General features: G+C 40.5%; 22 protein-coding genes and 1 pseudogene. All 23 read left to right on the top strand.

Annotation, left to right across the window (positions count from 1 at the left end):
* The first annotated feature begins 75 nt into the window (after positions 1–75).
* The 23 genes and pseudogenes from rimP (at position 76) to KV696_RS06545 (ending at position 22,078) form a co-directional block, all read left to right on the top strand.
* Entirely contained in the window at positions 76–555 is a 480-nt protein-coding gene (gene rimP, locus KV696_RS06660) for a ribosome maturation factor RimP (protein WP_219967253.1), read from the top strand.
* 43 nt (positions 556–598) lie between these two features.
* Entirely contained in the window at positions 599–1,735 is a 1,137-nt protein-coding gene (gene nusA, locus KV696_RS06655; protein WP_000032285.1) for a transcription termination factor NusA, read from the top strand.
* Positions 1,736–1,756: 21 nt separating this feature from the next.
* On the top strand, positions 1,757–2,050 hold the full coding sequence (gene rnpM / locus KV696_RS06650) for an RNase P modulator RnpM (protein ID WP_000857557.1): 294 nt from the start codon (positions 1,757–1,759) through the stop codon (positions 2,048–2,050).
* Complete coding sequence (locus tag KV696_RS06645; protein WP_001041390.1) at positions 2,043–2,342, top strand: YlxQ-related RNA-binding protein; 300 nt, start codon at positions 2,043–2,045, stop codon at positions 2,340–2,342. The genes rnpM and KV696_RS06645 overlap by 8 nt, the downstream gene beginning before the upstream one ends.
* A 16-nt stretch (positions 2,343–2,358) precedes the next feature.
* On the top strand, positions 2,359–5,160 hold the full coding sequence (gene infB, locus KV696_RS06640; protein WP_219967186.1) for a translation initiation factor IF-2: 2,802 nt from the start codon (positions 2,359–2,361) through the stop codon (positions 5,158–5,160).
* A 250-nt stretch (positions 5,161–5,410) separates the two neighbouring features.
* Positions 5,411–5,761 (top strand): 30S ribosome-binding factor RbfA, encoded by a 351-nt coding sequence (rbfA, locus tag KV696_RS06635; protein WP_001273601.1) that lies wholly within the window; start codon positions 5,411–5,413, stop codon positions 5,759–5,761.
* 169 nt (positions 5,762–5,930) lie between these two features.
* Entirely contained in the window at positions 5,931–6,434 is a 504-nt protein-coding gene (locus tag KV696_RS06630) for a hypothetical protein (protein ID WP_001067003.1), read from the top strand.
* A 20-nt stretch (positions 6,435–6,454) separates the two neighbouring features.
* Complete coding sequence (locus tag KV696_RS06625) at positions 6,455–7,012, top strand: C1 domain-containing protein (protein ID WP_052691060.1); 558 nt, start codon at positions 6,455–6,457, stop codon at positions 7,010–7,012.
* A gap of 12 nt (positions 7,013–7,024) precedes the next feature.
* On the top strand, positions 7,025–8,134 hold the full coding sequence (locus tag KV696_RS06620) for an SPFH domain-containing protein (RefSeq protein WP_045612808.1): 1,110 nt from the start codon (positions 7,025–7,027) through the stop codon (positions 8,132–8,134).
* Positions 8,135–8,395: 261 nt separating this feature from the next.
* Positions 8,396–9,175, top strand: coding sequence for a hypothetical protein (locus KV696_RS06615; protein WP_219967185.1), 780 nt, complete (start codon positions 8,396–8,398; stop codon positions 9,173–9,175).
* Position 9,176: 1 nt separating this feature from the next.
* Positions 9,177–9,359 carry a hypothetical protein gene (locus tag KV696_RS06610; RefSeq protein WP_153192886.1) on the top strand — a complete coding sequence of 61 codons (183 nt, stop codon included), beginning with the start codon at positions 9,177–9,179 and terminating at the stop codon, positions 9,357–9,359.
* Between the two features lie 264 nt (positions 9,360–9,623).
* Positions 9,624–9,857, top strand: a complete 234-nt coding sequence (locus tag KV696_RS06600; protein WP_000368734.1) for a DUF1858 domain-containing protein — start codon at positions 9,624–9,626, stop codon at positions 9,855–9,857.
* A complete protein-coding gene (locus tag KV696_RS06595) occupies positions 9,857–11,191 on the top strand; it encodes a DUF438 domain-containing protein (protein WP_153192888.1) in 1,335 nt (444 codons plus the stop codon). The genes KV696_RS06600 and KV696_RS06595 overlap by 1 nt, the downstream gene beginning before the upstream one ends.
* 9 nt (positions 11,192–11,200) lie before the next feature.
* Positions 11,201–11,455 (top strand): DUF1912 family protein, encoded by a 255-nt coding sequence (locus KV696_RS06590; RefSeq protein ID WP_000119706.1) that lies wholly within the window; start codon positions 11,201–11,203, stop codon positions 11,453–11,455.
* Between the two features lie 95 nt (positions 11,456–11,550).
* Entirely contained in the window at positions 11,551–11,946 is a 396-nt protein-coding gene (locus tag KV696_RS06585; protein ID WP_045605660.1) for a helix-hairpin-helix domain-containing protein, read from the top strand.
* A gap of 283 nt (positions 11,947–12,229) precedes the next feature.
* The gene (locus KV696_RS06580) at positions 12,230–12,808 is read left to right on the top strand and encodes a flavin reductase family protein (protein WP_219967184.1); all 579 of its coding nucleotides are present in this window, start codon (positions 12,230–12,232) and stop codon (positions 12,806–12,808) included.
* Entirely contained in the window at positions 12,795–13,355 is a 561-nt protein-coding gene (locus tag KV696_RS06575; protein ID WP_219967183.1) for a GNAT family N-acetyltransferase, read from the top strand. Before KV696_RS06580 ends, KV696_RS06575 begins: the two co-directional genes overlap by 14 nt.
* Entirely contained in the window at positions 13,355–13,933 is a 579-nt protein-coding gene (locus KV696_RS06570; protein WP_219967182.1) for an AAA family ATPase, read from the top strand. The genes KV696_RS06575 and KV696_RS06570 overlap by 1 nt, the downstream gene beginning before the upstream one ends.
* Entirely contained in the window at positions 13,926–16,574 is a 2,649-nt protein-coding gene (locus KV696_RS06565; protein ID WP_219967181.1) for a valine--tRNA ligase, read from the top strand. The genes KV696_RS06570 and KV696_RS06565 overlap by 8 nt, the downstream gene beginning before the upstream one ends.
* 18 nt (positions 16,575–16,592) lie before the next feature.
* Entirely contained in the window at positions 16,593–18,032 is a 1,440-nt protein-coding gene (locus KV696_RS06560) for a deoxyguanosinetriphosphate triphosphohydrolase family protein (protein WP_219967180.1), read from the top strand.
* Positions 18,033–18,152: 120 nt separating this feature from the next.
* Positions 18,153–18,278: pseudogene (locus KV696_RS06555) on the top strand (DNA (cytosine-5-)-methyltransferase); the annotation flags it as partial.
* An 81-nt stretch (positions 18,279–18,359) separates the two neighbouring features.
* Positions 18,360–19,175, top strand: a complete 816-nt coding sequence (locus KV696_RS06550) for a Fic/DOC family protein (protein ID WP_219967179.1) — start codon at positions 18,360–18,362, stop codon at positions 19,173–19,175.
* Positions 19,176–19,399: 224 nt separating this feature from the next.
* Positions 19,400–22,078, top strand: a complete 2,679-nt coding sequence (locus KV696_RS06545; RefSeq protein WP_219967178.1) for a TOTE conflict system archaeo-eukaryotic primase domain-containing protein — start codon at positions 19,400–19,402, stop codon at positions 22,076–22,078.
* The last annotated feature ends 42 nt before the right edge of the window (positions 22,079–22,120 follow it).

Genomic DNA, 22,120 nt, shown 5'->3' with positions numbered 1-22,120 from the left:
GAAACGTGCTATACTAAGAGTAAGAATATGAGAAAGAGAGGCGGGGAAATATCTTCGCCTCTTGCTTATGAGGAGGTGGACGCAATCGCAACAATCGTAGAATTAGTCAGAGAAGTTGTAGAACCTGTCATAGAAGCGCCTTTCGAACTCGTGGATATCGAGTATGGAAAGATTGGCAGTGACATGATTCTCAGTATTTTTGTAGATAAACCTGAAGGAATTACCTTGAACGACACGGCAGACTTGACAGAAATTATCAGTCCTGTCCTAGACACCATCAAGCCAGATCCCTTCCCAGAACAATATTTCCTAGAAATCACCAGTCCAGGCTTGGAACGTCCTTTAAAAACCAAGGATGCGGTCGCTGGAGCGGTTGGGAAATACATCCATGTCGGGCTCTACCAAGCCATCGATAAGCAAAAGGTCTTTGAAGGAACCTTGTTGGCCTTCGAAGAGGACGAGTTGACCATGGAATATATGGACAAGACGCGTGAGAAAACCGTCCAAATTCCATACAGTTTAGTATCAAAAGCACGTTTAGCAGTTAAATTATAGAAAAAGAAAGGATAGCTTTTGAGGATTCAAAAGTGAAGAAAACATGAGTAAAGAAATGCTAGAGGCCTTCCGCATTTTGGAAGAAGACAAGGGAATCAAAAAAGAAGACATCATCGACGCAGTAGTAGAGTCGCTTCGTTCCGCTTATCGCAGACGCTATGGTCAATCAGACAGCGTAGCTATTGACTTTAACGAAAAAACAGGTGACTTTACCGTTTATACTGTCCGTGAAGTGGTTGATGAAGTATTTGATAGCCGTTTGGAAATCAGCTTGAAAGATGCTCTTGCCATTAATTCAGCCTATGAGCTTGGTGACAAAATCAAGTTTGAAGAAGCACCTGCTGAGTTTGGTCGTGTAGCAGCCCAATCTGCCAAACAAACCATCATGGAAAAAATGCGCAAGCAAACACGTGCCATCACTTACAATACTTACAAAGAGCATGAACAAGAAATCATGTCTGGTACAGTAGAACGATTTGACAACCGCTTTATCTATGTCAACCTCGGCAGCATTGAAGCCCAATTGTCAAAACAAGATCAAATTCCTGGTGAAGTTTTTGCTTCTCATGATCGTATCGAAGTATATGTTTACAAGGTTGAAGACAACCCTCGTGGTGTGAACGTCTTTGTTAGCCGTAGCCATCCAGAAATGATCAAACGCTTGATGGAGCAAGAAATTCCAGAAGTTTATGATGGAACTGTTGAAATCATGAGCGTAGCTCGTGAAGCTGGTGACCGTACTAAGGTTGCGGTTCGTAGTCACAATCCAAACGTGGATGCTATCGGAACAATCGTTGGACGTGGTGGAGCGAATATCAAGAAGATTACTAGCAAATTCCACCCAGCTCGCTATGATGCTAAGAGCGACCGTATGGTGCCAATCGAAGAAAATATCGACGTTATCGAGTGGGTAGCTGATCCAGCTGAATTTATCTACAATGCTATTGCCCCTGCTGAGGTTGATCAAGTTATCTTTGATGAAAACGACAGCAAACGTGCCTTGGTGGTTGTTCCTGATAACAAGCTTTCTCTTGCTATCGGTCGTCGTGGGCAAAACGTTCGCTTGGCGGCTCACTTGACTGGTTACCGTATCGATATCAAGTCTGCTAGCGAATTTGAAGCTATGGAAGAAGCTGGTTCGGTAGATTTGGAAGCAGAAAACGATACTGTAGAAGAATAAAAGCTGCTAGAGGAGGGAAAGATGAAAACGAGAAAAATCCCTTTGCGCAAGTCTGTTGTGTCCAATGAAGTGATTGATAAGCGTGATTTGCTCCGCATTGTCAAGAACAAGGAAGGACAAGTCTTTATCGATCCGACAGGCAAGGCCAACGGCCGCGGCGCTTATATCAAGCTAGACAATGCTGAAGCCCTAGAGGCAAAAAAGAAGAAGGTCTTTAACCGTAGCTTTGACATGGAAGTGGAAGAAAGCTTTTATGATGAGTTGATCGCTTATGTGGATCACAAAGTGAAAAGAAGAGAGTTAGGACTTGAATAAGCAAAAGATAAGCAATCTCTTGGGACTTGCTCAGCGAGCAGGGCGGATCATATCGGGTGAAGAATTGGTCGTTAAAGCCATTCAAGATGGCAAGGCCAAGTTGGTCTTTCTAGCCCATGATGCTGGACCCAATCTGACCAAGAAGATTCAAGATAAAAGTCATTATTATCAAGTAGAAATTGTAACCGTGTTTTCAACACTGGAATTAAGCATAGCAGTCGGAAAATCGAGAAAGGTTTTGGCTGTAACAGATGCTGGATTTACAAAGAAAATGAGGTCTCTTATGGAATAGAAGAGGAGGACATGATTTGTCTAAGAAAAGATTGTACGAAATCGCAAAAGAACTTGGAAAAGAAAGTAAAGAAGTTGTAGCGCGTGCAAAAGAGTTGGGCTTGGATGTGAAAAGCCACTCATCAAGTGTGGAAGAAGCTGTCGCTGCAAAAATCGCTGCCAGCTTTAAGCCTGCAGCTGCTCCGAAAGAAGAAGCAAAACCTGCAGCACCAAAAGCAAGTGCAGAAAAGAAAGCCGAAAAATCTGAGCCAGCTAAACCAGCTGTAGCTAAGGAAGAGGCAAAACCGGCTGAGCCAGTTGCTCCGAAGGCAGAAAAAGTAGCAGCTAAACCGCAAAGCCGTAATTTTAAGGCTGAGCGTGAAGCCCGTGCCAAAGAGCAGGCAGAACGACGTAAGCAAAACAAGGGCAATAACCGTGACCAACAACAAAACGGGAACCGTCAGAAAAACGACGGCCGCAATGGTGGAAAACAAGGTCAAGGCAACCGCGACAATCGTCGTTTTAATGACCAAGCTAAGAAACAGCAAGGCCAGCAAAATCGTGGCAATGAGCGTCGTCAACAAGAGGACAAACGTCCACATCAAGCGGCTCCACGTGTTGACTTTAAAGCCCGTGCAGCAGCCCTAAAAGCAGAGCAAAATGCAGAATATGCCCGTTCAAGTGAGGAACGTTTCAAGCAGACTCAGGCTGCCAAAGAAGCCTTGGCCCAAGCAAACAAACGCAAGGAGCCAGAGGAAATCTTTGAAGAAGTGGCTAAGTTAGCTGAACAGGCGCAACAAGCACAGCAAGTTCAAGCAGTGGTTGAAGTCGTCCCTGAGAAAAAAGAACCTGCAGTGGATACACGTCGTAAAAAACAAGCTCGACCAGACAAAAATCGTGACGATTATGATCACGAAGAAGATGGTCCTAGAAAACAACAAAAGAATCGAAGTAGTCAAAATCAAGTGAGAAATCAAAAGAATAGTAACTGGAATAACAACAAGAAGAACAAAAAAGGCAATAACAAGAACAATCGTAATCAGACTCCAAAACCTGTTACAGAGCGTAAATTCCATGAATTGCCAACAGAATTTGAATATACAGATGGTATGACCGTTGCGGAAATCGCAAAACGTATCAAACGCGAACCAGCTGAAATCGTTAAGAAACTCTTTATGATGGGTGTCATGGCCACACAAAACCAATCCTTGGATGGGGAAACAATTGAACTCCTCATGGTGGATTATGGTATCGAAGCCAAACAAAAGGTTGAAGTGGATAATGCCGACATCGAACGTTTCTTTGTCGAAGATGGTTATCTCAATGAAGATGAATTGGTTGAGCGTCCACCAGTTGTAACTATCATGGGACACGTTGACCACGGTAAAACAACACTCCTAGATACCCTTCGTAATTCTCGTGTTGCGACAGGTGAAGCAGGTGGTATCACTCAGCATATCGGTGCCTACCAAATCGTGGAAAATGGCAAGAAGATTACCTTCCTTGATACACCAGGACACGCGGCCTTTACATCTATGCGTGCGCGGGGTGCTTCTGTTACCGATATTACTATCTTGGTCGTAGCGGCAGATGACGGGGTTATGCCTCAGACTATCGAAGCCATTAACCACTCAAAAGCGGCCAACGTTCCAATTATCGTAGCCATTAACAAGATTGATAAACCAGGTGCCAACCCAGAACGCGTTATCGGTGAATTGGCAGAGCATGGGGTTATGTCAACAGCTTGGGGTGGAGATTCTGAATTTGTTGAAATCTCGGCTAAATTCAATCAAAACATTGAAGAATTGTTGGAAACAGTCCTTCTTGTGGCTGAAATCCAAGAACTCAAGGCAGACCCAACAGTTCGTGCGATCGGTACAGTTATCGAAGCGCGCTTGGATAAAGGAAAAGGTGCGGTCGCAACCCTTCTTGTTCAACAAGGTACCTTGAATGTTCAAGACCCAATCGTTGTCGGAAATACCTTCGGTCGTGTCCGTGCCATGACCAATGACCTTGGGCGTCGCGTTAAGGTAGCAGGTCCATCAACACCAGTCTCAATCACAGGTTTGAATGAAGCACCGATGGCGGGTGACCACTTTGCCGTTTACGAAGATGAAAAATCTGCGCGTGCAGCAGGTGAAGAACGTGCCAAACGTGCCCTCATGAAACAACGTCAAGCTACCCAACGTGTCAGCCTTGAAAACCTCTTTGATACGCTTAAAGCTGGTGAACTCAAGTCAGTTAACGTCATCATTAAGGCCGACGTACAAGGTTCTGTTGAAGCCCTTTCTGCCTCACTTCAAAAGATCGACGTGGAAGGTGTTAAAGTTACCATCGTTCACTCAGCGGTCGGTGCGATCAACGAATCAGACGTGACCCTTGCCGAAGCTTCAAATGCCTTTATCGTTGGTTTCAACGTACGTCCTACACCACAAGCTCGTCAACAAGCAGAAGCTGACGATGTGGAAATCCGTCTTCACAGCATTATCTATAAGGTCATCGAAGAGATGGAAGAAGCCATGAAGGGGATGCTTGATCCAGAATTTGAAGAAAAAGTTATCGGTGAGGCTGTTATCCGTGAAACCTTCAAGGTGTCTAAAGTGGGAACTATCGGTGGATTCATGGTTATCAACGGTAAGGTTACCCGTGACTCTAAAGTCCGTGTTATCCGTGACGGAGTTGTTATCTATGATGGCGAACTTGCAAGCTTGAAACACTACAAAGACGACGTTAAGGAAGTTACAAACGGTCGTGAAGGTGGATTGATGATCGACGGCTACAATGATATCAAGATGGATGATGTGATTGAGGCTTATGTCATGGAAGAAATCAAGAGATAAGATTTTTGCTCCTTTCTTAGGTGGTGAGGGACGCAAGCAAACCGATGGTTTCATTGCTTATTTTTGAGCCTAGGGTCTCAAAAATCCCCTGTGATGGGACTGATAAATCAGTTCCATCACTTTCACCACGGCGAAAGAAGCAGATGATTTCAAATTGAACTTCGTTCCAATTTGAAATGAAAATCAATAAGTTTAAAAATAGCTAGGTCTGCTGGCCTAGCTTTTGGTTCAAAGTAGAGAAAGGAATATCATGGCAAATCATTTCCGTACGGACCGTGTGGGCATGGAAATCAAGCGTGAAGTCAATGAGATTTTGCAAAAGAAAGTCCGTGATCCGCGTGTCCAAGGCGTGACCATCACAGATGTTCAGATGCTGGGTGACTTGTCTGTTGCCAAGGTTTACTACACCATTTTGAGTAACCTTGCTTCAGATAATCAAAAAGCTCAAATCGGGCTTGAAAAAGCAACTGGTACTATCAAACGTGAACTTGGTCGTAATTTGAAATTGTACAAAATCCCAGATTTGACCTTCGTCAAAGACGAATCCATCGAATATGGAAACAAGATTGACGAAATGCTACGCAATCTGGATAAGAACTAAGAAGAGGGGCAACCCTCTTTTTTGGTGGAGGAAAATATGTGGCATTTGAAATGGAAAAATATTCTTTTAACTAGAATTCTGTATTTTTAAATGTTAGCTAATCAGAAAATACTTTTTTTTTTTAGCAAATATGATATGATGATTTCATAAATAAAAGGAGATTCTATCAATGAATAATGTAAAAAAAGTTTGTCGTTTAGCTTTGCTATGTCTTTCCGTCTCTACTCTAGTTGCTTGTAGTTCTCTTTCTGAAAAAACAAGCAGCTCTTCTAGTGAGAATCAAACAGAAGCTTCATCTAGTAGTTCTGAGAAGAAAGGGTTGTTTGCTAAAGCAAAAGAAAAACTCAGTTCAAGCGATTTTAACCCACAAGATGTTAGCGATACGACAATTGAGTCTATAAAAACCTATGAAGATTACTTGATTATGAATGAGAAAATAATCGATAATTACTATACAGAAGCAGATGAAGCCTTTAAAGGGACTGTTTTAGAAGATAGCGCTGCTATCCAAGAACTAAAAGATAGCACTAAAAAAGAAATGGAAGATTTAAAAAAACAATATGGTCCATTAAAGAAAGCACCGATTCAAGGGAAAGAAGAAGTGATTAAGACTCTAAAAGATTATCGTGATAATCTACATGAACAAGTGGAGCAGTGGAAAGCTAGTCTTTAATAGGAAGAGTGGAGTTCAATATGGATTATCAATTATTGCCACATGAATATATGGTTATGAATAGTGACCATGTGAGTTTTGGGAAAAATGGTTTGTCTACAGATGAATTAATTTTAACGAATCTACACTTAATATATATCAAAAAAGGTTTGTGGGGAGGAAAAAAAGATCAAGTTACCATACCCATTAACCAGATTAAAATTTTTGAAGGGAAACCTCAAGTTTCAGTAACCAAAACCAATGGTGTGAAACGGCTGGAAATTTATTATAATAGCGGACAAGCTATCTTTGCATTTAATAATACTAAGGATACTGACAAGTGGGCTAGAAACATTATTAAATTGATTTCAGGTGATACAAGCAATTTTGAAACCTTGGGAGATAGTAGCTTGTTTGGAGCAGATGTTTTGGCAGAAACATTTAAGGATACATTTGACACTTTTAAAGCAGGGCTTGGGATTAAGGATGCAGAGCCAGAAAAGATTTCAACCAAGTGTAGCTTTTGTGGAGCACCTTTGTCAGGTCAAGTGAAGCAAACAGTGAGATGTGCCTATTGTGATATGGAGCAAAGTTTATAAGGGGGCAATTAAATGGGGTTGATAAAAGCCATCACAGATTCTATTGGTGGGACATTTGCAGATCAGTGGAAAGAAATTATCACAGTTCAAGCTTTTGATGAACATACAGCTGTAAGTCCCGGTATTTTTCAAGAAAGTAATAATGGTAGGGGTGTCAATACGAAGGGATCTGTAGGTGTTATTTCCAACGGATCCAAGATTTTTATTCCAGAAAATACTGCTGCCTTTATCTTTAGTCAGTCTGGTATCGAGGAAATTATTACAGAACCAGGTGGATATGAATACCAAAATGGTGAGAGCAGTGTTTTTAACGGTGATGGATTGAAAAAGTCACTGTTTGACAATGTTGTTAATCGTGTTGGATTCGGTGGTCAAAGTGATCAGCAAAAACAGATTTGTTTTGTTAATTTGAGAGAAATTCGTGATATTAAATTTGGGACTCGTGGCCCAGTCATGTATAACGATTTGTTTTATGGGACAGATTTAGAAGTACGTGCTTTTGGAACATTTTCTATCCAAATTACAGATGCTAAGCAATTTATCAGAAACTTTCTTCCTGCCAATGTGACTTATTATACCTTTGATAGCGCTCAAGCTAGATCACAAATAGTGACAGAGTTTCTCCAATCTTTTATTGTTGCACTTAATTCTTTGTCAACAACTTATCGTATTTCACAATTACCCTCACAAGCTGGAGTTCTTGCGGAACAAGTATCAAATGATGGACAGTATGCAGGGACTTGGAAAGAACGTTTTGGATTTGAGATTGTAAAAGTTGCCATTGCTAATATTGAGTTCTCACCAGAATCTAAGGAATTGGTTAAACAATTTTCATCAAATAAGATGAATTTAAAAGCTTATGATGATGTATCGCAGAAAGCTTCTAATATTGCAGCACAACAAAAAATTGCATCAGGAGTGGAGCAACATGGTCTAGGTGATAGTGCTGGAATGATATTTGGAATGAATATGGCTCAAAGTTTAGATGAAAAAGCCATGAAACCAAGTCTATCATTAGATGAGCAAATCGAAGCACTTACAAAACTAAAATCTCTTTTAGATGCAGGTATATTATCTCAGGAAGAATTTGATCGAAAGAAAAAAGAAATTATGGATTTATAAGATAAAGCTCGAAAGTTCATAGTTAGTGTGTATTCAAGGAACATTTTAGGTGAAACAATAATAGACTATCGTTCACAGATAGAATATCATGTTGTAAAGGTAGGAGTTGAATATTTTAGCTGTCTCTACAAAGACTATTAAAAATCTTTAACAAATAAGTTGCTAAGGATTTTTTGAAAATTTTTGAGGGGAATTTGAAACATACTTTAAAAGAGTATGCTATCATAGAATATAACTTACAGAAGTAAAAGGAGTTTGTATATGGCTGAACAAGAGTTAGCTATGCAAGTATTACAACAAGTGGTAAAACTACCAGTTGTTAAGGTTGATCGTTCGAAATTTTTAGTGGATAAGTTTTCCAAAGAATTGGATCCACAGGACATTCCTACCTTATTAGAACAAGGCCCAACGTCTCTCTTATCTCAAGAAACCTTAGATAGAGTGGCTAATGCCTGCATTAGGGATAATGTTTTATTGGCGAGTGGAACCTCTGTTTTGGCAGGATTACCTGGAGGGATTGCTATGGCAATTACCATTCCAGCTGATGTGGCTCAATTTTATGCTTTTTCTTTAAAATTAGCTCAAGAACTAGGCTATATTTATGGTTATGAGGATCTTTGGGCTTCACGCGATGAGTTGAGTGAAGATGCTCAAAATACCCTTTTGCTTTATCTAGGCGTCATGTTGGGGGTAAATGGAACCGCTGCCTTGCTACGTGCTGGTGGTATAACAATTGCCAAACAGGTAATGAAAACAGTGCCTAATAAAGCTTTAACAAAGACGCTTTGGTACCCTATTTTGAAAAAAGTCTTAAGAATATTTGGTGTGAATCTGACCAAGGGAGGGCTGGCCAAAGGAATGGGGAAATTCATACCTATCTTGGGAGGTATCATTTCAGGTGGTTTAACCTTTGCAACTATGAAACCGATGGGGGAAAGCTTGCAGAAAGAATTATCCAAGCTAGTCAACTATAGTGAAGTTCAATATCAAGAAGATGTTGAAACAATCCGAAAAGAGGCTGAAATAATCGAGGGTGAGTGAGATGAATCCTATCAAAGCTTTTGCTAAAATCTATGGTAATTACTTTTTGACCGTACAAGGTGTAAAAGTAATGAAAACGATAAAGAAAGATGACAATGTTGTTGTCGGTCTAGGTAAACTTTTTATTGCAGACAAGTTAATGGATACGGCTCGGTGGCTCATCAAGCCAGAGGAGAGAGAATGAAATTTTTTGGGGTCTTCTTGCTATTCTTTTTATCAAACCGATTATTGGAATTGTGAAATTCTTTTGGATGATCATCTCTTTTGCAGTCCAATTGCTGTTTTACAAGCTATTATTTAAAGTATTGGATTGGCTCTTTAAACTTATTTAGATGGTAATCCAAGTCGCAGAGAACTAGCAGGAACTCCACTGCTAGTTTTTTAATCTCTTTCCTTGTGGTATAATATAAGCAGTAAAATCATTTTAGAATATACAATGGAGGTCGTCATGGACAATATCATCGATGTGTCAATTCCCGTTGCAGAAGTGGTGGACAAGCATCCAGAAGTCTTGGAAATTTTAGTCGAGCTTGGTTTTAAACCCCTTGCCAATCCCTTGATGCGTAATACTATCGGTCGCAAAGTATCGCTCAAACAGGGTTCTAAGCTCGAAGGAACTCCTATGGACAAGATTGTCCGCACACTGGAAGCAAACGGCTATGAAGTGATTGGGTTAGACTAATGGCAGATGAACGAATTCATGTCCTGCGGGATATTTTGTTAGAATTGCACAATGGTGCTTCTCCTGAGTCGGTTCAAGAGCGCTTTGATGCGACCTTTACAGGTGTTTCAGCCATAGAGATTTCCCTCATGGAGCACGAGCTGATGAACTCAGACTCAGGTGTCACCTTTGAAGATGTTATGGAACTCTGTGATGTCCATGCCAATCTTTTTAAAAATGCTGTTAAGGGTGTCGAAGTGGAGGATACCGAACACCCTGGCCACCCAGTTCGGGTATTTAAGGAAGAAAATCTGGCCCTCCGTGCGGCCTTGATTCGCATTCGGAGATTGTTAGATACATATGAGTCTATTGAAGATGAAGAAATGCTTGCGGAGATGCACAAGGGTTTGGTGCGTCAGATGGGACTTGTAGGTCAATTTGATATTCATTACCAACGTAAAGAAGAGCTCTTCTTTCCTATCATGGAGCGCTATGGTCACGATTCGCCTCCTAAGGTTATGTGGGGAGTGGATGACCAGATTAGGGAGCTCTTTCAAACAGCTCTAGCGACAGCCAAGTCACTACCAGAAGTGTCGATTAGCACTGTAAAAGAAGATTTTGAAGCCTTTGCGACAGAGTTTGAAAGTATGATTTTCAAGGAAGAGTCCATCCTTCTCATGATTCTCCTTGAGTCCTTTACTCAGGATGACTGGCTTCAGATTGCGGAGGAGAGCGATACCTACGGCTATGCCATCATCCGTCCGTCTGAGAAATGGGTGCCAGAAAGACAGAGTTTTGTTGAGGAAAAGAGTGTAGAGGAGCCTGTACAACGAGATACAACAGAAGGCCAAGTTCAACAAGTTATCGATACGCCAGAAGGACAGTTTACTATTACCTTTACCCCTAAGGAAAAGGAAGCGGTGATGGATCGCCATAGTCAACAGGCTTTTGGGAATGGCTATCTTTCAGTCGAGCAGGCCAACCTCATCCTCAATCACCTCCCCATGGAGATTACCTTTGTCAATAAAGACGATATTTTCCAGTATTACAATGACAATGCGCCAGCTGATGAGATGATTTTCAAACGGACACCGTCCCAAGTCGGGCGTAATGTCGAACTCTGCCATCCACCTAAGTACTTGGACAAGGTCAAGACCATCATGAAGGGGCTTCGTGAAGGAAGCAAAGATAAGTATGAAATGTGGTTCAAGTCTGAGTCGCGAGGTAAGTTTGTCCACATCACCTACGCTGCAGTGCACGATGAAGAGGGAGAATTCCAAGGTGTGTTGGAATACGTTCAGGATATTCAACCCTACCGTGAGATTGATACGGACTATTTCCGTGTATTAGAATAAGGAGAAAAAATGAGTTACGAACAAGAATTTATGAAGGAATTTGAAGCCTGGGTCAATACCCAAATCATGATCAACGACATGGCGCACAAGGAAAGCCAAAAAGTCTACGAAGAAGACCAGGACGAGCGTGCCAAAGATGCCATGATTCGCTACGAAAGCCGCTTGGATGCTTATCAGTTCTTGCTTGGTAAGTTTGAAAACTTCAAAGCAGGCAAGGGATTCCATGATTTGCCAGATGGCTTATTCGGTGAGCGAAATTATTAAACGAGATAGATTCTTGATTTTTTACTAAAATCTTGATAGAATATTTATATTAAATCCTTGTCAGAGCAGGGGTTTTTTATTGAAAGGATTTTATCATGTCAAAGAAACTCAATCGTAAAAAACAATTACGAAATAGCCTCCGTCGTGCAGGTGCTTTTTCAAGTACTGTGACTAAGGTTGTAGAAGAGACAAAAAAAGTCGTAAAACGTGCTGAGAAGTCAGCAAGCCAAGCTGGTAAGGCTGTTTCTAAAAAAGTTGAACAAGCAGTAGAAGCTACCAAAGAGCAAGCTCAAAAAGTAGCCAATTCTGTAGAAGATTTTGCAGCAAACTTGGGTGGACTTCCACTTGATCGTGCCAAAACTTTCTATGATGAAGGAATCAAGTCTGCTTCAGATTTCAAAAACTGGACTGAAAAAGAACTCCTTGCCTTGAAAGGAATCGGCCCAGCTACCATCAAGAAATTGAAGGAAAATGGCATCAAGTTCAAGTAATTTTTCTTGAGCCTTGCATTTCCGTCAAAATCTTGCTACAATAGAGCCATTAGAGGTGTTTTGAATCCCACATTTTACAGAAAGTGGCGGTGCTGAGAAGTCCACAAATGTGTCAAAACTGGTTGCTAATGGATGAAAATTTGAAATAAAAGTGTCTTTTTGTTTTAAAGACGAGAGTTGCGGGCAACTGCCCGAAATTGGGTGGTACCGCGGATAAATACATTCGTCCCTGTCATGTAGATGGCAGGGCTTTTCTTTTGCGTCTTAGTCAAAGGGGGTTGTTATGAAGCAATCTTTTAAAACAAGTAAACTCTACTATGGTTTTCCTATTTTCATTTTGGGGTATCAGGACCAGAACTTTGAGCAGAATATCACGACCTGCAGTTCCTCTTATAGCTTGGGAGATTGGCTGGTCATCGGTGTTGGAGCTGAGGAAAATGCGGCTGAGCAAATCAAGCATTACCAGAAGTTTACTGTGAATATTCCTGATGAAAATCTCATGCTCGAGATGGAGCAGGCTGGTTTTATCAGTCATCGAGAGAAATTAAAACACCTGGGACTAGACTACGAGATTTCTGAACAGACTCAGTCTCCGATTTTAGAGGCCTGTCCAGTCGTATTGGACTGTCAGGTAGATCGGATTATCGAGGAAGATGGAATTTGTCATATCTTTGCCAAGATTATCGAACGACTTGCTGCTCCAGAACTGTTGGATGATAAGGGACATTTTAAAAATGACCATTTTTCGCCGACTTACTTTATGGGGGACGGTCACCAGCGCGTTTATCGCTATTTAGATAACCGTGTTGACCCTATGGGGAGCTTCATAAAGAAAGCGAGGAAGAAGGATGGCAAGAACTGAGTTGCCAGAGCGATTAGAAACTGAGCGGCTCGTACTGCGAGTCCGCACAGTGGCGGATGCTGAGGATATCAATGTCTACGCTAGTTTGCCGGAGGTTGCTTACCCAGCAGGCTTTCCGCCCGTCAAGACCTTGGAAGATGAAATCTATTATCTGGAGCATATCCTTCCAGAACGCAATCAAAAGGAAAATCTCCCAGCTGGCTATGGAATTGTCGTCAAAGGAACCGATAAAGTCATTGGTTCTGTTGACTTCAACCATCGCCATGCGGATGATGTGCTAGAGCTTGGCTATACCTTGCACCCAGACTATTGGGGACGAGGTTATGTGCCAGAAGCAGCGCGTGCCTTGATTGACATAGCTTTTAAAGAACTTGGTCTTCACAAGATTGAACTAACTTGCTTTGGATATAACCTTCAAAGTCAACGAGTCGCGGAAAAGCTTGGCTTCACCCTCGAAGCTCGCATAAGAGACCGCAAAGATGCTCAAGGGAACCGCTGTGACAGTCTGATATATGGCTTGTTAAGGAGTGAGTGGGAGGTGATTTGATGCATCTTTTCATCATTGGTGCTCCAGCCTCAGGAAAAATGACGATTGGTCAAGAACTGTCTCGACTGACGGATGCTACCCTCTTTTATAACCATCAAGCCATCGATTTTGCACTAGAAATCTATCAGGATTATACCGAGGAGATGTGGGAATTTGTTCGTGGAATTACCTTTTCTTTCCTTGGAGCTAGCGCTAGAAATCAGAGATATGTGATTTTAACAGACGTGATTGATTTTTCAAATCAGTACCAGCTGATGTATTTGAAGCAAATTCAGGATTTATTGGATAACTTTCATCAAGAGATTCTGTTTGTTGAGTTGGAAACAAGTCTTGAGGAGCGTTTACGTCGAAATCAAACGGAGAATCGATTAAAGTACAAACCCTTAAAACGACATATTGAGGTATCTGAAAGAGAAATTTTAGAGACCGCTGAAACACTTCAATTAAATTCCCAACATCAACCGAATGAGTTGCACCACTACCTTAAAATAAATAATACGAGTTTGACTGCAAAAGAAGCTGCTAAGCAAATTCAAAATAAAATGAACAAAATAGAGAAAGGACACACACATGTCTAAAGAACTTTCACCTAAATACAATCCAGCCGAAGTTGAGGCTGGTCGTTACCAAAAATGGCTTGACGCTGATGTTTTCAAGCCTTCAGGCGATCAAAAGGCTAAGCCTTATTCAATCGTCATTCCGCCACCAAACGTAACTGGGAAACTCCACCTTGGTCACGCTTGGGATACAACCTTGCAAGATATTATCATCCGTCAAAAACGGATGCAAGGTTTCGATACCCTTTGGCTTCCTGGTATGGACCATGCGGGGATTGCCACTCAGGCTAAGGTAGAGGAGCGCTTGCGTGGTGAGGGTATTAGCCGTTATGACCTCGGTCGTGAGAAATTCCTCGAGAAAGTCTGGGAATGGAAAGACGAATATGCCACTACCATCAAGGAACAATGGGGCAAGATGGGGCTCTCTGTCGACTACTCTCGCGAGCGTTTCACCCTTGATGAAGGCCTGTCAAAAGCTGTTCGTAAAGTCTTTGTGGACCTCTACAAGAAAGGCTGGATCTACCGTGGTGAGTTTATCATCAACTGGGACCCAGCTGCTCGCACAGCCCTTTCTGATATCGAGGTTATCCATAAGGATGTCGAAGGTGCCTTCTACCACATGAACTACATGCTGGAAGACGGTTCACGCGCCCTCGAAGTTGCGACTACTCGTCCAGAGACCATGTTTGGGGATGTTGCGGTTGCGGTCAATCCAGAAGACCCACGCTACAAGGATTTGATTGGTAAAAATGTCATCCTTCCAATCGCTAATAAACTGATTCCAATCGTTGGTGATGAGCACGCAGATCCTGAATTTGGTACTGGTGTCGTGAAAATCACTCCTGCCCACGATCCAAACGACTTCTTGGTCGGTCAACGCCACAACTTGCCACAAGTCAACGTCATGAACGACGACGGAACTATGAACGACTTGGCCTTCGAATTTGCAGGTATGGACCGTTTTGAAGCTCGTAAGGCAGTTGTTGCTAAGCTGGAAGAAATCGGTGCACTCGTTAAAATCGAAAAACGTGTCCACAGTGTTGGTCACTCAGAGCGTACAGGTGTTGTAGTTGAGCCACGCTTGTCTACGCAATGGTTCGTTAAGATGGACCAATTGGCGAAAAATGCTATTGCCAACCAAGACACAGAGGACAAGGTTGAATTCTACCCACCTCGTTTCAACGATACCTTCCTCCAATGGATGGAAAATGTCCACGACTGGGTAATCTCTCGTCAGCTCTGGTGGGGTCACCAAATCCCTGCTTGGTACAATGCTGAGGGTGAAATATATGTCGGCGAAGAAGCTCCAGAAGGTGACGGTTGGACTCAGGACGAAGATGTCTTGGATACGTGGTTCAGTTCGGCCCTTTGGCCATTCTCAACTATGGGCTGGCCTGATGTTGACTCAGAAGACTTCAAACGTTATTATCCAACATCAACTTTGGTGACTGGTTATGATATTATCCCGTTCTGGGTATCTCGAATGATTTTCCAAGGTTTGGAATTTACTGGCAAGTCGCCATTCAAAAATGCCTTGATTCATGGTCTCATTCGTGATGAGCAAGGACGCAAGATGTCGAAATCTCTCGGTAACGGGATTGATCCAATGGATGTTATTGATAAGTACGGAACAGATAGCCTTCGTTGGTTCCTTTCAAACGGTTCTGCACCAGGGCAAGACGTGCGCTTCTCTTACGAGAAAATGGATGCTTCATGGAACTTCATTAACAAGATCTGGAACATCTCTCGCTACATCCTCATGAACAATGAAGGCTTGACTCTTGAGCAAGCAACGGCTAATGTGGAAAAAGTTGTTAACAAGGAAGCTGGAAACGTCACAGACCGCTGGATTCTCCACAACCTCAATGAAACTATTGGAAAAGCAACTGCTAACTTTGACAAGTTTGAGTTTGGTGTGGCTGGACACATCCTCTACAACTTCATCTGGGATGAGTTTGCGGACTGGTACGTTGAGTTGACCAAGGAAGTCCTTTATAGCGATAATGAAGAAGAGAAAGTCATCACACGTTCTGTTCTCCTTTACACTTTGGACAAGATCCTTCGTCTCCTTCACCCAATCATGCCATTCGTGACAGAGGAAATCTTTGGACAAATCTCAGAAGGCTCTATCGTCACAGCGACTTACCCAACTGTCAATCCAGCCTTTGAAGACCTTGCGGCCCACACAGGTGTGGAAAGTCTTAAAGACTTGATCCGTGCTGTTCGTAATGCGCGTGCAGAAGTAAACGTAGCACCAAGCAAGCCTATCACTATCCTTGTTAAGACAAGCGATAGCGACTTGGATACCTTCTTTAACAGCAATGTCAACTACATCAAACGCTTCACAAATCCAGAACACTTGGAAATCGCATCAAACATCCCTGCGCCTGAACTCGCTATGTCAAGTGTCATCACAGGAGCAGAAATCTACTTGCCACTGGCAGACCTCCTCAATGTTGAAGAAGAACTAGCTCGCCTCGACAAGGAACTGGCTAAATGGCAAAAAGAACTGGATATGGTAGGAAAGAAACTCTCTAACGAACGCTTCGTAGCCAATGCCAAACCAGAAGTCGTCCAAAAAGAACGCGACAAACAAGCCGACTACCAAGCTAAATACGACGCGACCGTAGCACGTATTGATGAGATGAAGAAGTTGGTGTAGAAAATCAAAGGTGATATTATGACAGAATTAATTACATTCCTAGAGAATCATTGGGAAAAAGTTACAGATTTAGAAGTTCGAGAGCATATTGAAGTTTCAAACCGAGATCGTGATGAATTTAAAAGAGATTATGCAAGAGTTATCTACTCAACTTCATTTAGACGTCAACAAGGGAAGATGCAATTATTCGAAGTTAATAGTAAAGCTTTTCATAGAAATCGACTAACCCATAGTTTTGAAGTTGCACAGATAGCTCGTGGAATTGTTGATGAACTCAAGATAAAAGTTAAGAAAAAAATTAAAACTAAATCTGCGAACACCAACACAAAAGAATATATTCAACATGAGAAAAATATAGAGAAGAATTTCTCAAAAATGAGCGTAGTGGTTGAAACGGGTTCCTTGATTCACGATGTTGGAAATCCTCCTTTTGGTCATCATGGGGAAAGAGTTTTGAATAAACTTGCTCCGGATGTTGGATTCGAGGGAAATGCACAAGGCATTCGTGTTCTAAGAAAAATTGAGAAGAAATCTCCTCAATATAATGGTCTTAATTTGACTTATCGTACTTTAGCAGCAATCATCAAGTACTTTGTTGCATATGATAAGGATAAGAAAAAATTTTTATATAAAGATGATTACGATGAATTATCTAATAAGTTTGAAAAAGTTTTAAAAAATGCTAACTTACCGTTTAGAACAATTGATGTCCAAATAGTTGATCTTGCAGACGAAATTGCATACTGTGCTCATGATTTAGAAGATGCATTAGCTAGCAATTATTTTACAATTGATGAATTTTATTTTAGATTAGAGAATAATGATACTCTTGAAGATGAAGTAAAAGAAAAGTTCTATAATTGGATTGAAGACGCAAAACAATTCGCAAAAAAAAGAACTTCAGAGATTTGTCAAACTGAGGACTATGATTTTTATTTTCGAAGAGAATTAATTTCAACCATAGTGAATAAACTTATCGAAGATATCAATGTTATCACAGTAGAGGAAGACTTTCAAAGAAAAACTGGAACAAAGAATAAGGAGGAACTCGGGTTTAAAAATTATAAATCTTTGGCAGAAGCACTGAAAAAAACTATATTTGATTGTGTCACTGGTTCAGATAATATCATGCTTTATGAAACGGTTGGAACAAAGGTTTTAACGAAACTTTTTGAATTATTTATGAATGACGAGTATAACAAAGATGGAATGTTAATGCCAGTCGAATATAGATGGGATAATCATACTAGTAAAAAAGAAAAAACTAGAAAAGTTTTAGACTATATATCTGGAATGATGGATACATATGCAGTAGAAGTCTATATAAAACATTTTGGCGAAGACCCCTTTAATGTAAAATATGATAGAGAAATATTTAAGGATTCTCAACAAGAACATAGTAGTATATTCTCTGGATTAAAAGACTCCTTTTTCTCTTACATAAAGAAAAGAAAATAGATACAAATAGCAACTCAGTTTATTTATTTTCATAAACATATTTATTGTTCTTGATTAGTAAATTATATGTGATTTTATGATTAAGTATCAGAATTACTAACTTAGAAAGCAGGTTACTACATGACAAATTCTGTAAGTTCGAACCGAACTGAGAAGTACAATATTGCAGCCTTCTTCTCAGGTGTTGGGGGAATTGAGTTGGGATTTGAACAGATCAACGAGTTCAGAGTGGTGTATGCCAATGATGGTTTTTTATAATTTACGTCAATTCCATGCCCATTTCACCATTTACCTATGACACAGAAAAACAATTGAAAGGATCTTTCTATGCAACCAACTTACAACATTGACGATCCAAACTTGTCTTATGAAGATAAACGTGACTTATGGCAGATCGGTTTTGGCCTACAGAAGGTTGATAATCTAGTGCCATCAGCTTATATGGAATCTTTGGCTGAGAAACAATCTCGAGGTGAACTGACTTACGAGCAGGTTTATGAAGATGCAACGGCTTATCATCATACCATTGATGCAAGTACGGAGGAGGCAGACTTAGTTTCTCTACGTATTGTAGAACTACTGTCTCGAAGAGGCTTTAGCTTCAGCCCTGCGACCCTACTTGCTATTCATAAGGAGTTGTTTCAAGATATATTTGAAGCCTCTATTCCGGTGGGGCAATTTCGTCAAACCAATATCACAAAGAATGAACCTGTTTTGAATGGTGAAAGTGTTGTGTACTCTGATTTCTCTATGATTCAAATGACCTTGGATTATGATTTTAATCAGGAAAGACAAGTTGAATATGCGACACTAACCCAGGCGGATATGGTTAAAAAAATCCAGCATTTTATTTCAGGAATCTGGCAGATTCATCCATTTCGCGAAGGAAACACTCGGACAGTAACGGTCTTTTTGATTCAGTATCTTCGTGAGTTTGGTTTTGATATTGATAATACACCATTTCAGCAACATGCCAAGTATTTTCGTGATGCCTTGGTATTAGATAATGCAAAGATTTTACAGCGACGTCCTGAGTTTTTAACAGCTTTTTTTGAAAATCTCTTGCTCGGTGGTAAAAATGATTTGTCTTCAGAAAGAATGTATCTAGATTTAGATTTCGATCTTTCAAAATCCTTATACTGAGTAAATATTGAATTTTAGGAAAAAATGAAGTAAATATTCCTACAAGAAAACGCATATCATCAAAGATTTAGGTCGCTTGATAATATGTGTTTTTTTAATTTTATAGATTGCTCGTTTAAACTCGATTTATCTCGTACTTTCAGTACTATTAGGATTTTATTTTCGTGTACAATTTCAGCTATTCTTGTTATAATCAGCCTATAGGAATCAAGGAGGTGATTGTTATGGCTGTTTTTGTGTCTTTGGATGGAATTGTGGTAGAAGTACTTGATGTCTTTTCTTCTTTTAATGGGGATAGTGAGTTTTTCTTGTGTAAACATCTTAAAGACAAGAGTCAGTTTGTGATGGAACGCTCTCAGTTCGAGGAGATGTTCCAACTTCAAAGTAGTTGCTTGACGACGCAAGAAAAATTACAATTGTTTACCTCCGTGTTTGCTGGCCGTTATGATGTTTATGCTAAGAGTTTCATCAATGATCAAGGAAAAATTCAATATTTTCCATCCTATGATTATGGTTGGAAGCAGTTGCCACCTGAAAAACGGAGTTTCCAGACATTGACAGATTCCGTTTTGAAATCTCATTTTCGTGGGGAGACAGCTATCGGTATCTTTCCTATGCACTTAGATGATAGCTGTTATTTTTTGGTACTGGATTTGGATGAAAGAGATTGGAAAGAAGCTGGTTTAGCCATTAGAAGAATAGCCAGGGAACGCCATATGGAAGCCCATCTAGAGATTTCTCGTTCGGGTCACGGACTCCATATTTGGTTCTTCTTTGAGGAAGCGATTCCGAGTCGAGAGGCTCGCTTGTTTGGAAAGAAACTGTTAGAAATGGCAATGCAGGAAAGTATGCAACTGTCCTTTGATTCTTTTGATCGCATGTTTCCAAATCAGGATGTTCTTCCTAAAGGTGGACTTGGTAATTTGATTGCCCTTCCTTTTCAAGGAGAAGCTTATCATCAAGGGCGAACGGTCTTTGTGGATGAATATTTTCAGCCTTATGAAGACCAATGGAGGTATCTACAAGAAATTCAGAGGGTTTCAACTGCTAAAGTGGCACTGTTAATCCAAGAGGAGTTAGGCAAGCAAGAATTGGATAAGGAGTTGAAGGTCGTCTTATCCGATATGATCCAACTTGAAAAATCGTCTGTGACACCCAAGACACTGTTTTTCTTGAAAAATATGGCTTCATTTTCTAATCCCGAATTTTATTTAAAGCAGGCTATGCGACAGCCAACCTATCAAATTCCTGAGCGAATGTATTTATTTGAAGAATCCGATCATTATTTATGGCTGCCAAGAGGTTTGCTGTATCCATTGCAAGATAAATTTAAGCAGGTATCTGTGGAAGATAGGAGAAGGGTACAAAGGTCTATTAGAGTGGAATTTAAGGGAGAGCTCACTTTGGAGCAAGAGTTAGCCCTGTCAGATATGACTTCTAAAGAAAATGGTTTACTTCATGCGGAGACTGGTTTTGGAAAGACCGTTTTAGGTGCTGCTCTCATCTCTGAACGGAAAACCAAAACAATTATCCTAGTTCATAATAGGCAACTCTTAGATCAATGGCTGGATCGTTTAAACCATTTTTTGACTTTCGAAGAGGAAGAAGCTACCCGTTATACGGCATCAGGTCGTGAAAAGGTAATAGGCTATGTTGGGCAGTACGGTGGGACTAAGAAATGGATGAGTAAACTGGTTGATGTTGTTATGATTCAATCTCTATTTAAGTTGGAAAATAGTCAAAGTCTTTTGGATGAGTATGAGATGATGATTGTGGATGAGTGTCATCATGTATCTGCCTTGATGTTTGAAAAAGTTGTTGCTCAGTTTAGAGGGAAGTATCTTTACGGTTTGACGGCTACGCCTGAGCGTAAGAATGGTCATGAGCCTATTGTTTTTCAGAGAATTGGTGAGATACTCCATACTGCTGATAAGAGGGAGACATCTTTTAAACGGCAATTGCAATTAAGATTCACTTCTTTTGGTCATCTGGAAATTGAAAAGACTAAAGCAAGTAATTTTATACAGCTTAGTGATTGGTTTGCTACTGACTCAGTGAGGAATCAGATGATTCTCAAGGATATTCTAGACCAAGTGGCAGAAGGGCGGAATATCTTGGTTTTAGTCAATCGAATTCAACAGATAGATGTCTTTGAAAAGTTATTGAAAGAGAAAGAGGTTGATGACTGTTATATTATTAGCGGAAAAACCAAAGTCCGAGAGAGAACAAGTTTACTGGAGATATTAGAACAGCTAGATAAAGGGTTTGTATTGTTGTCAACTGGAAAATACATTGGTGAAGGTTTTGACTTACCTCAGTTGGACACGCTTATCTTGGCAGCGCCCTTTTCTTGGAAAAATAATTTGATTCAGTATGCAGGTCGGATTCATCGAAACTACAAGAATAAGTCCTTGGTACGGATTTTCGATTATGTAGATATTCATGTTCCTTATTTAGAAAAGATGTTTCAGAAACGACAAGTAGCTTATCGAAAGATGGATTATCGTGCCATTGAGGGTGAGGAGAAACAATTCGTTTATGTTGATAGTAGATATGAGAATGTGCTGAGAGAGGACTTGGCAGGGGAAAGACAGCAGTGTATGCTTATTTTACCTTATGTGCACCAGACAAAACTGATGAATTTTCTAAAAGAATTTAGGATTAGTCAAATTGAGATATGTATACCAGAGACGGTTGCAAATAAAGCATGGCTAGACCAGTTGAAGAGCAAGAAAATTAAAGTGTCTTTTACTCAATCAAAAATAGTCACGCCTATTCTTTTGGTAAACAAGACCATTGTTTGGTATGGTGCAATGCCATTATTAGGGAAGGTAGATGAAATGACCATATTACGTTTGGAATCAGCTAGTATAGTTTCTGAACTAGTGGCAGGTTTACGATAGAGAAAATTTTTAAAAATTTTTATGTATGATTTTCATTTTGAA

The sequence above is a fragment of the Streptococcus humanilactis genome, assembly GCF_019448275.1.
In the GTDB taxonomy this organism is placed as follows: Bacteria; Bacillota; Bacilli; order Lactobacillales; family Streptococcaceae; genus Streptococcus; species Streptococcus humanilactis.
This window is presented reverse-complemented; position numbering and strand designations above follow the sequence as displayed.

What these genes read in the sequence shown, in the direction of transcription:
- KV696_RS06595 (WP_153192888.1), top strand. Translation starts at nt 9,857, where the DNA reads ATGGCAGATGAACGAATTCATGTCCTGCGGGATATTTTGTTAGAATTG.
- KV696_RS06585 (WP_045605660.1), top strand. Translation starts at nt 11,551, where the DNA reads ATGTCAAAGAAACTCAATCGTAAAAAACAATTACGAAATAGCCTCCGT.
- KV696_RS06550 (WP_219967179.1), top strand. Translation starts at nt 18,360, where the DNA reads ATGCAACCAACTTACAACATTGACGATCCAAACTTGTCTTATGAAGAT.
- KV696_RS06600 (WP_000368734.1), top strand. Translation starts at nt 9,624, where the DNA reads ATGGACAATATCATCGATGTGTCAATTCCCGTTGCAGAAGTGGTGGAC.
- KV696_RS06560 (WP_219967180.1), top strand. Translation starts at nt 16,593, where the DNA reads ATGACAGAATTAATTACATTCCTAGAGAATCATTGGGAAAAAGTTACA.
- KV696_RS06615 (WP_219967185.1), top strand. Translation starts at nt 8,396, where the DNA reads ATGGCTGAACAAGAGTTAGCTATGCAAGTATTACAACAAGTGGTAAAA.
- KV696_RS06575 (WP_219967183.1), top strand. Translation starts at nt 12,795, where the DNA reads ATGGCAAGAACTGAGTTGCCAGAGCGATTAGAAACTGAGCGGCTCGTA.
- nusA (WP_000032285.1), top strand. Translation starts at nt 599, where the DNA reads ATGAGTAAAGAAATGCTAGAGGCCTTCCGCATTTTGGAAGAAGACAAG.
- KV696_RS06565 (WP_219967181.1), top strand. Translation starts at nt 13,926, where the DNA reads ATGTCTAAAGAACTTTCACCTAAATACAATCCAGCCGAAGTTGAGGCT.
- KV696_RS06590 (WP_000119706.1), top strand. Translation starts at nt 11,201, where the DNA reads ATGAGTTACGAACAAGAATTTATGAAGGAATTTGAAGCCTGGGTCAAT.
- KV696_RS06620 (WP_045612808.1), top strand. Translation starts at nt 7,025, where the DNA reads ATGGGGTTGATAAAAGCCATCACAGATTCTATTGGTGGGACATTTGCA.
- rbfA (WP_001273601.1), top strand. Translation starts at nt 5,411, where the DNA reads ATGGCAAATCATTTCCGTACGGACCGTGTGGGCATGGAAATCAAGCGT.
- KV696_RS06610 (WP_153192886.1), top strand. Translation starts at nt 9,177, where the DNA reads ATGAATCCTATCAAAGCTTTTGCTAAAATCTATGGTAATTACTTTTTG.
- KV696_RS06630 (WP_001067003.1), top strand. Translation starts at nt 5,931, where the DNA reads ATGAATAATGTAAAAAAAGTTTGTCGTTTAGCTTTGCTATGTCTTTCC.
- KV696_RS06580 (WP_219967184.1), top strand. Translation starts at nt 12,230, where the DNA reads ATGAAGCAATCTTTTAAAACAAGTAAACTCTACTATGGTTTTCCTATT.
- KV696_RS06545 (WP_219967178.1), top strand. Translation starts at nt 19,400, where the DNA reads ATGGCTGTTTTTGTGTCTTTGGATGGAATTGTGGTAGAAGTACTTGAT.
- KV696_RS06570 (WP_219967182.1), top strand. Translation starts at nt 13,355, where the DNA reads ATGCATCTTTTCATCATTGGTGCTCCAGCCTCAGGAAAAATGACGATT.
- KV696_RS06625 (WP_052691060.1), top strand. Translation starts at nt 6,455, where the DNA reads ATGGATTATCAATTATTGCCACATGAATATATGGTTATGAATAGTGAC.
- rnpM (WP_000857557.1), top strand. Translation starts at nt 1,757, where the DNA reads ATGAAAACGAGAAAAATCCCTTTGCGCAAGTCTGTTGTGTCCAATGAA.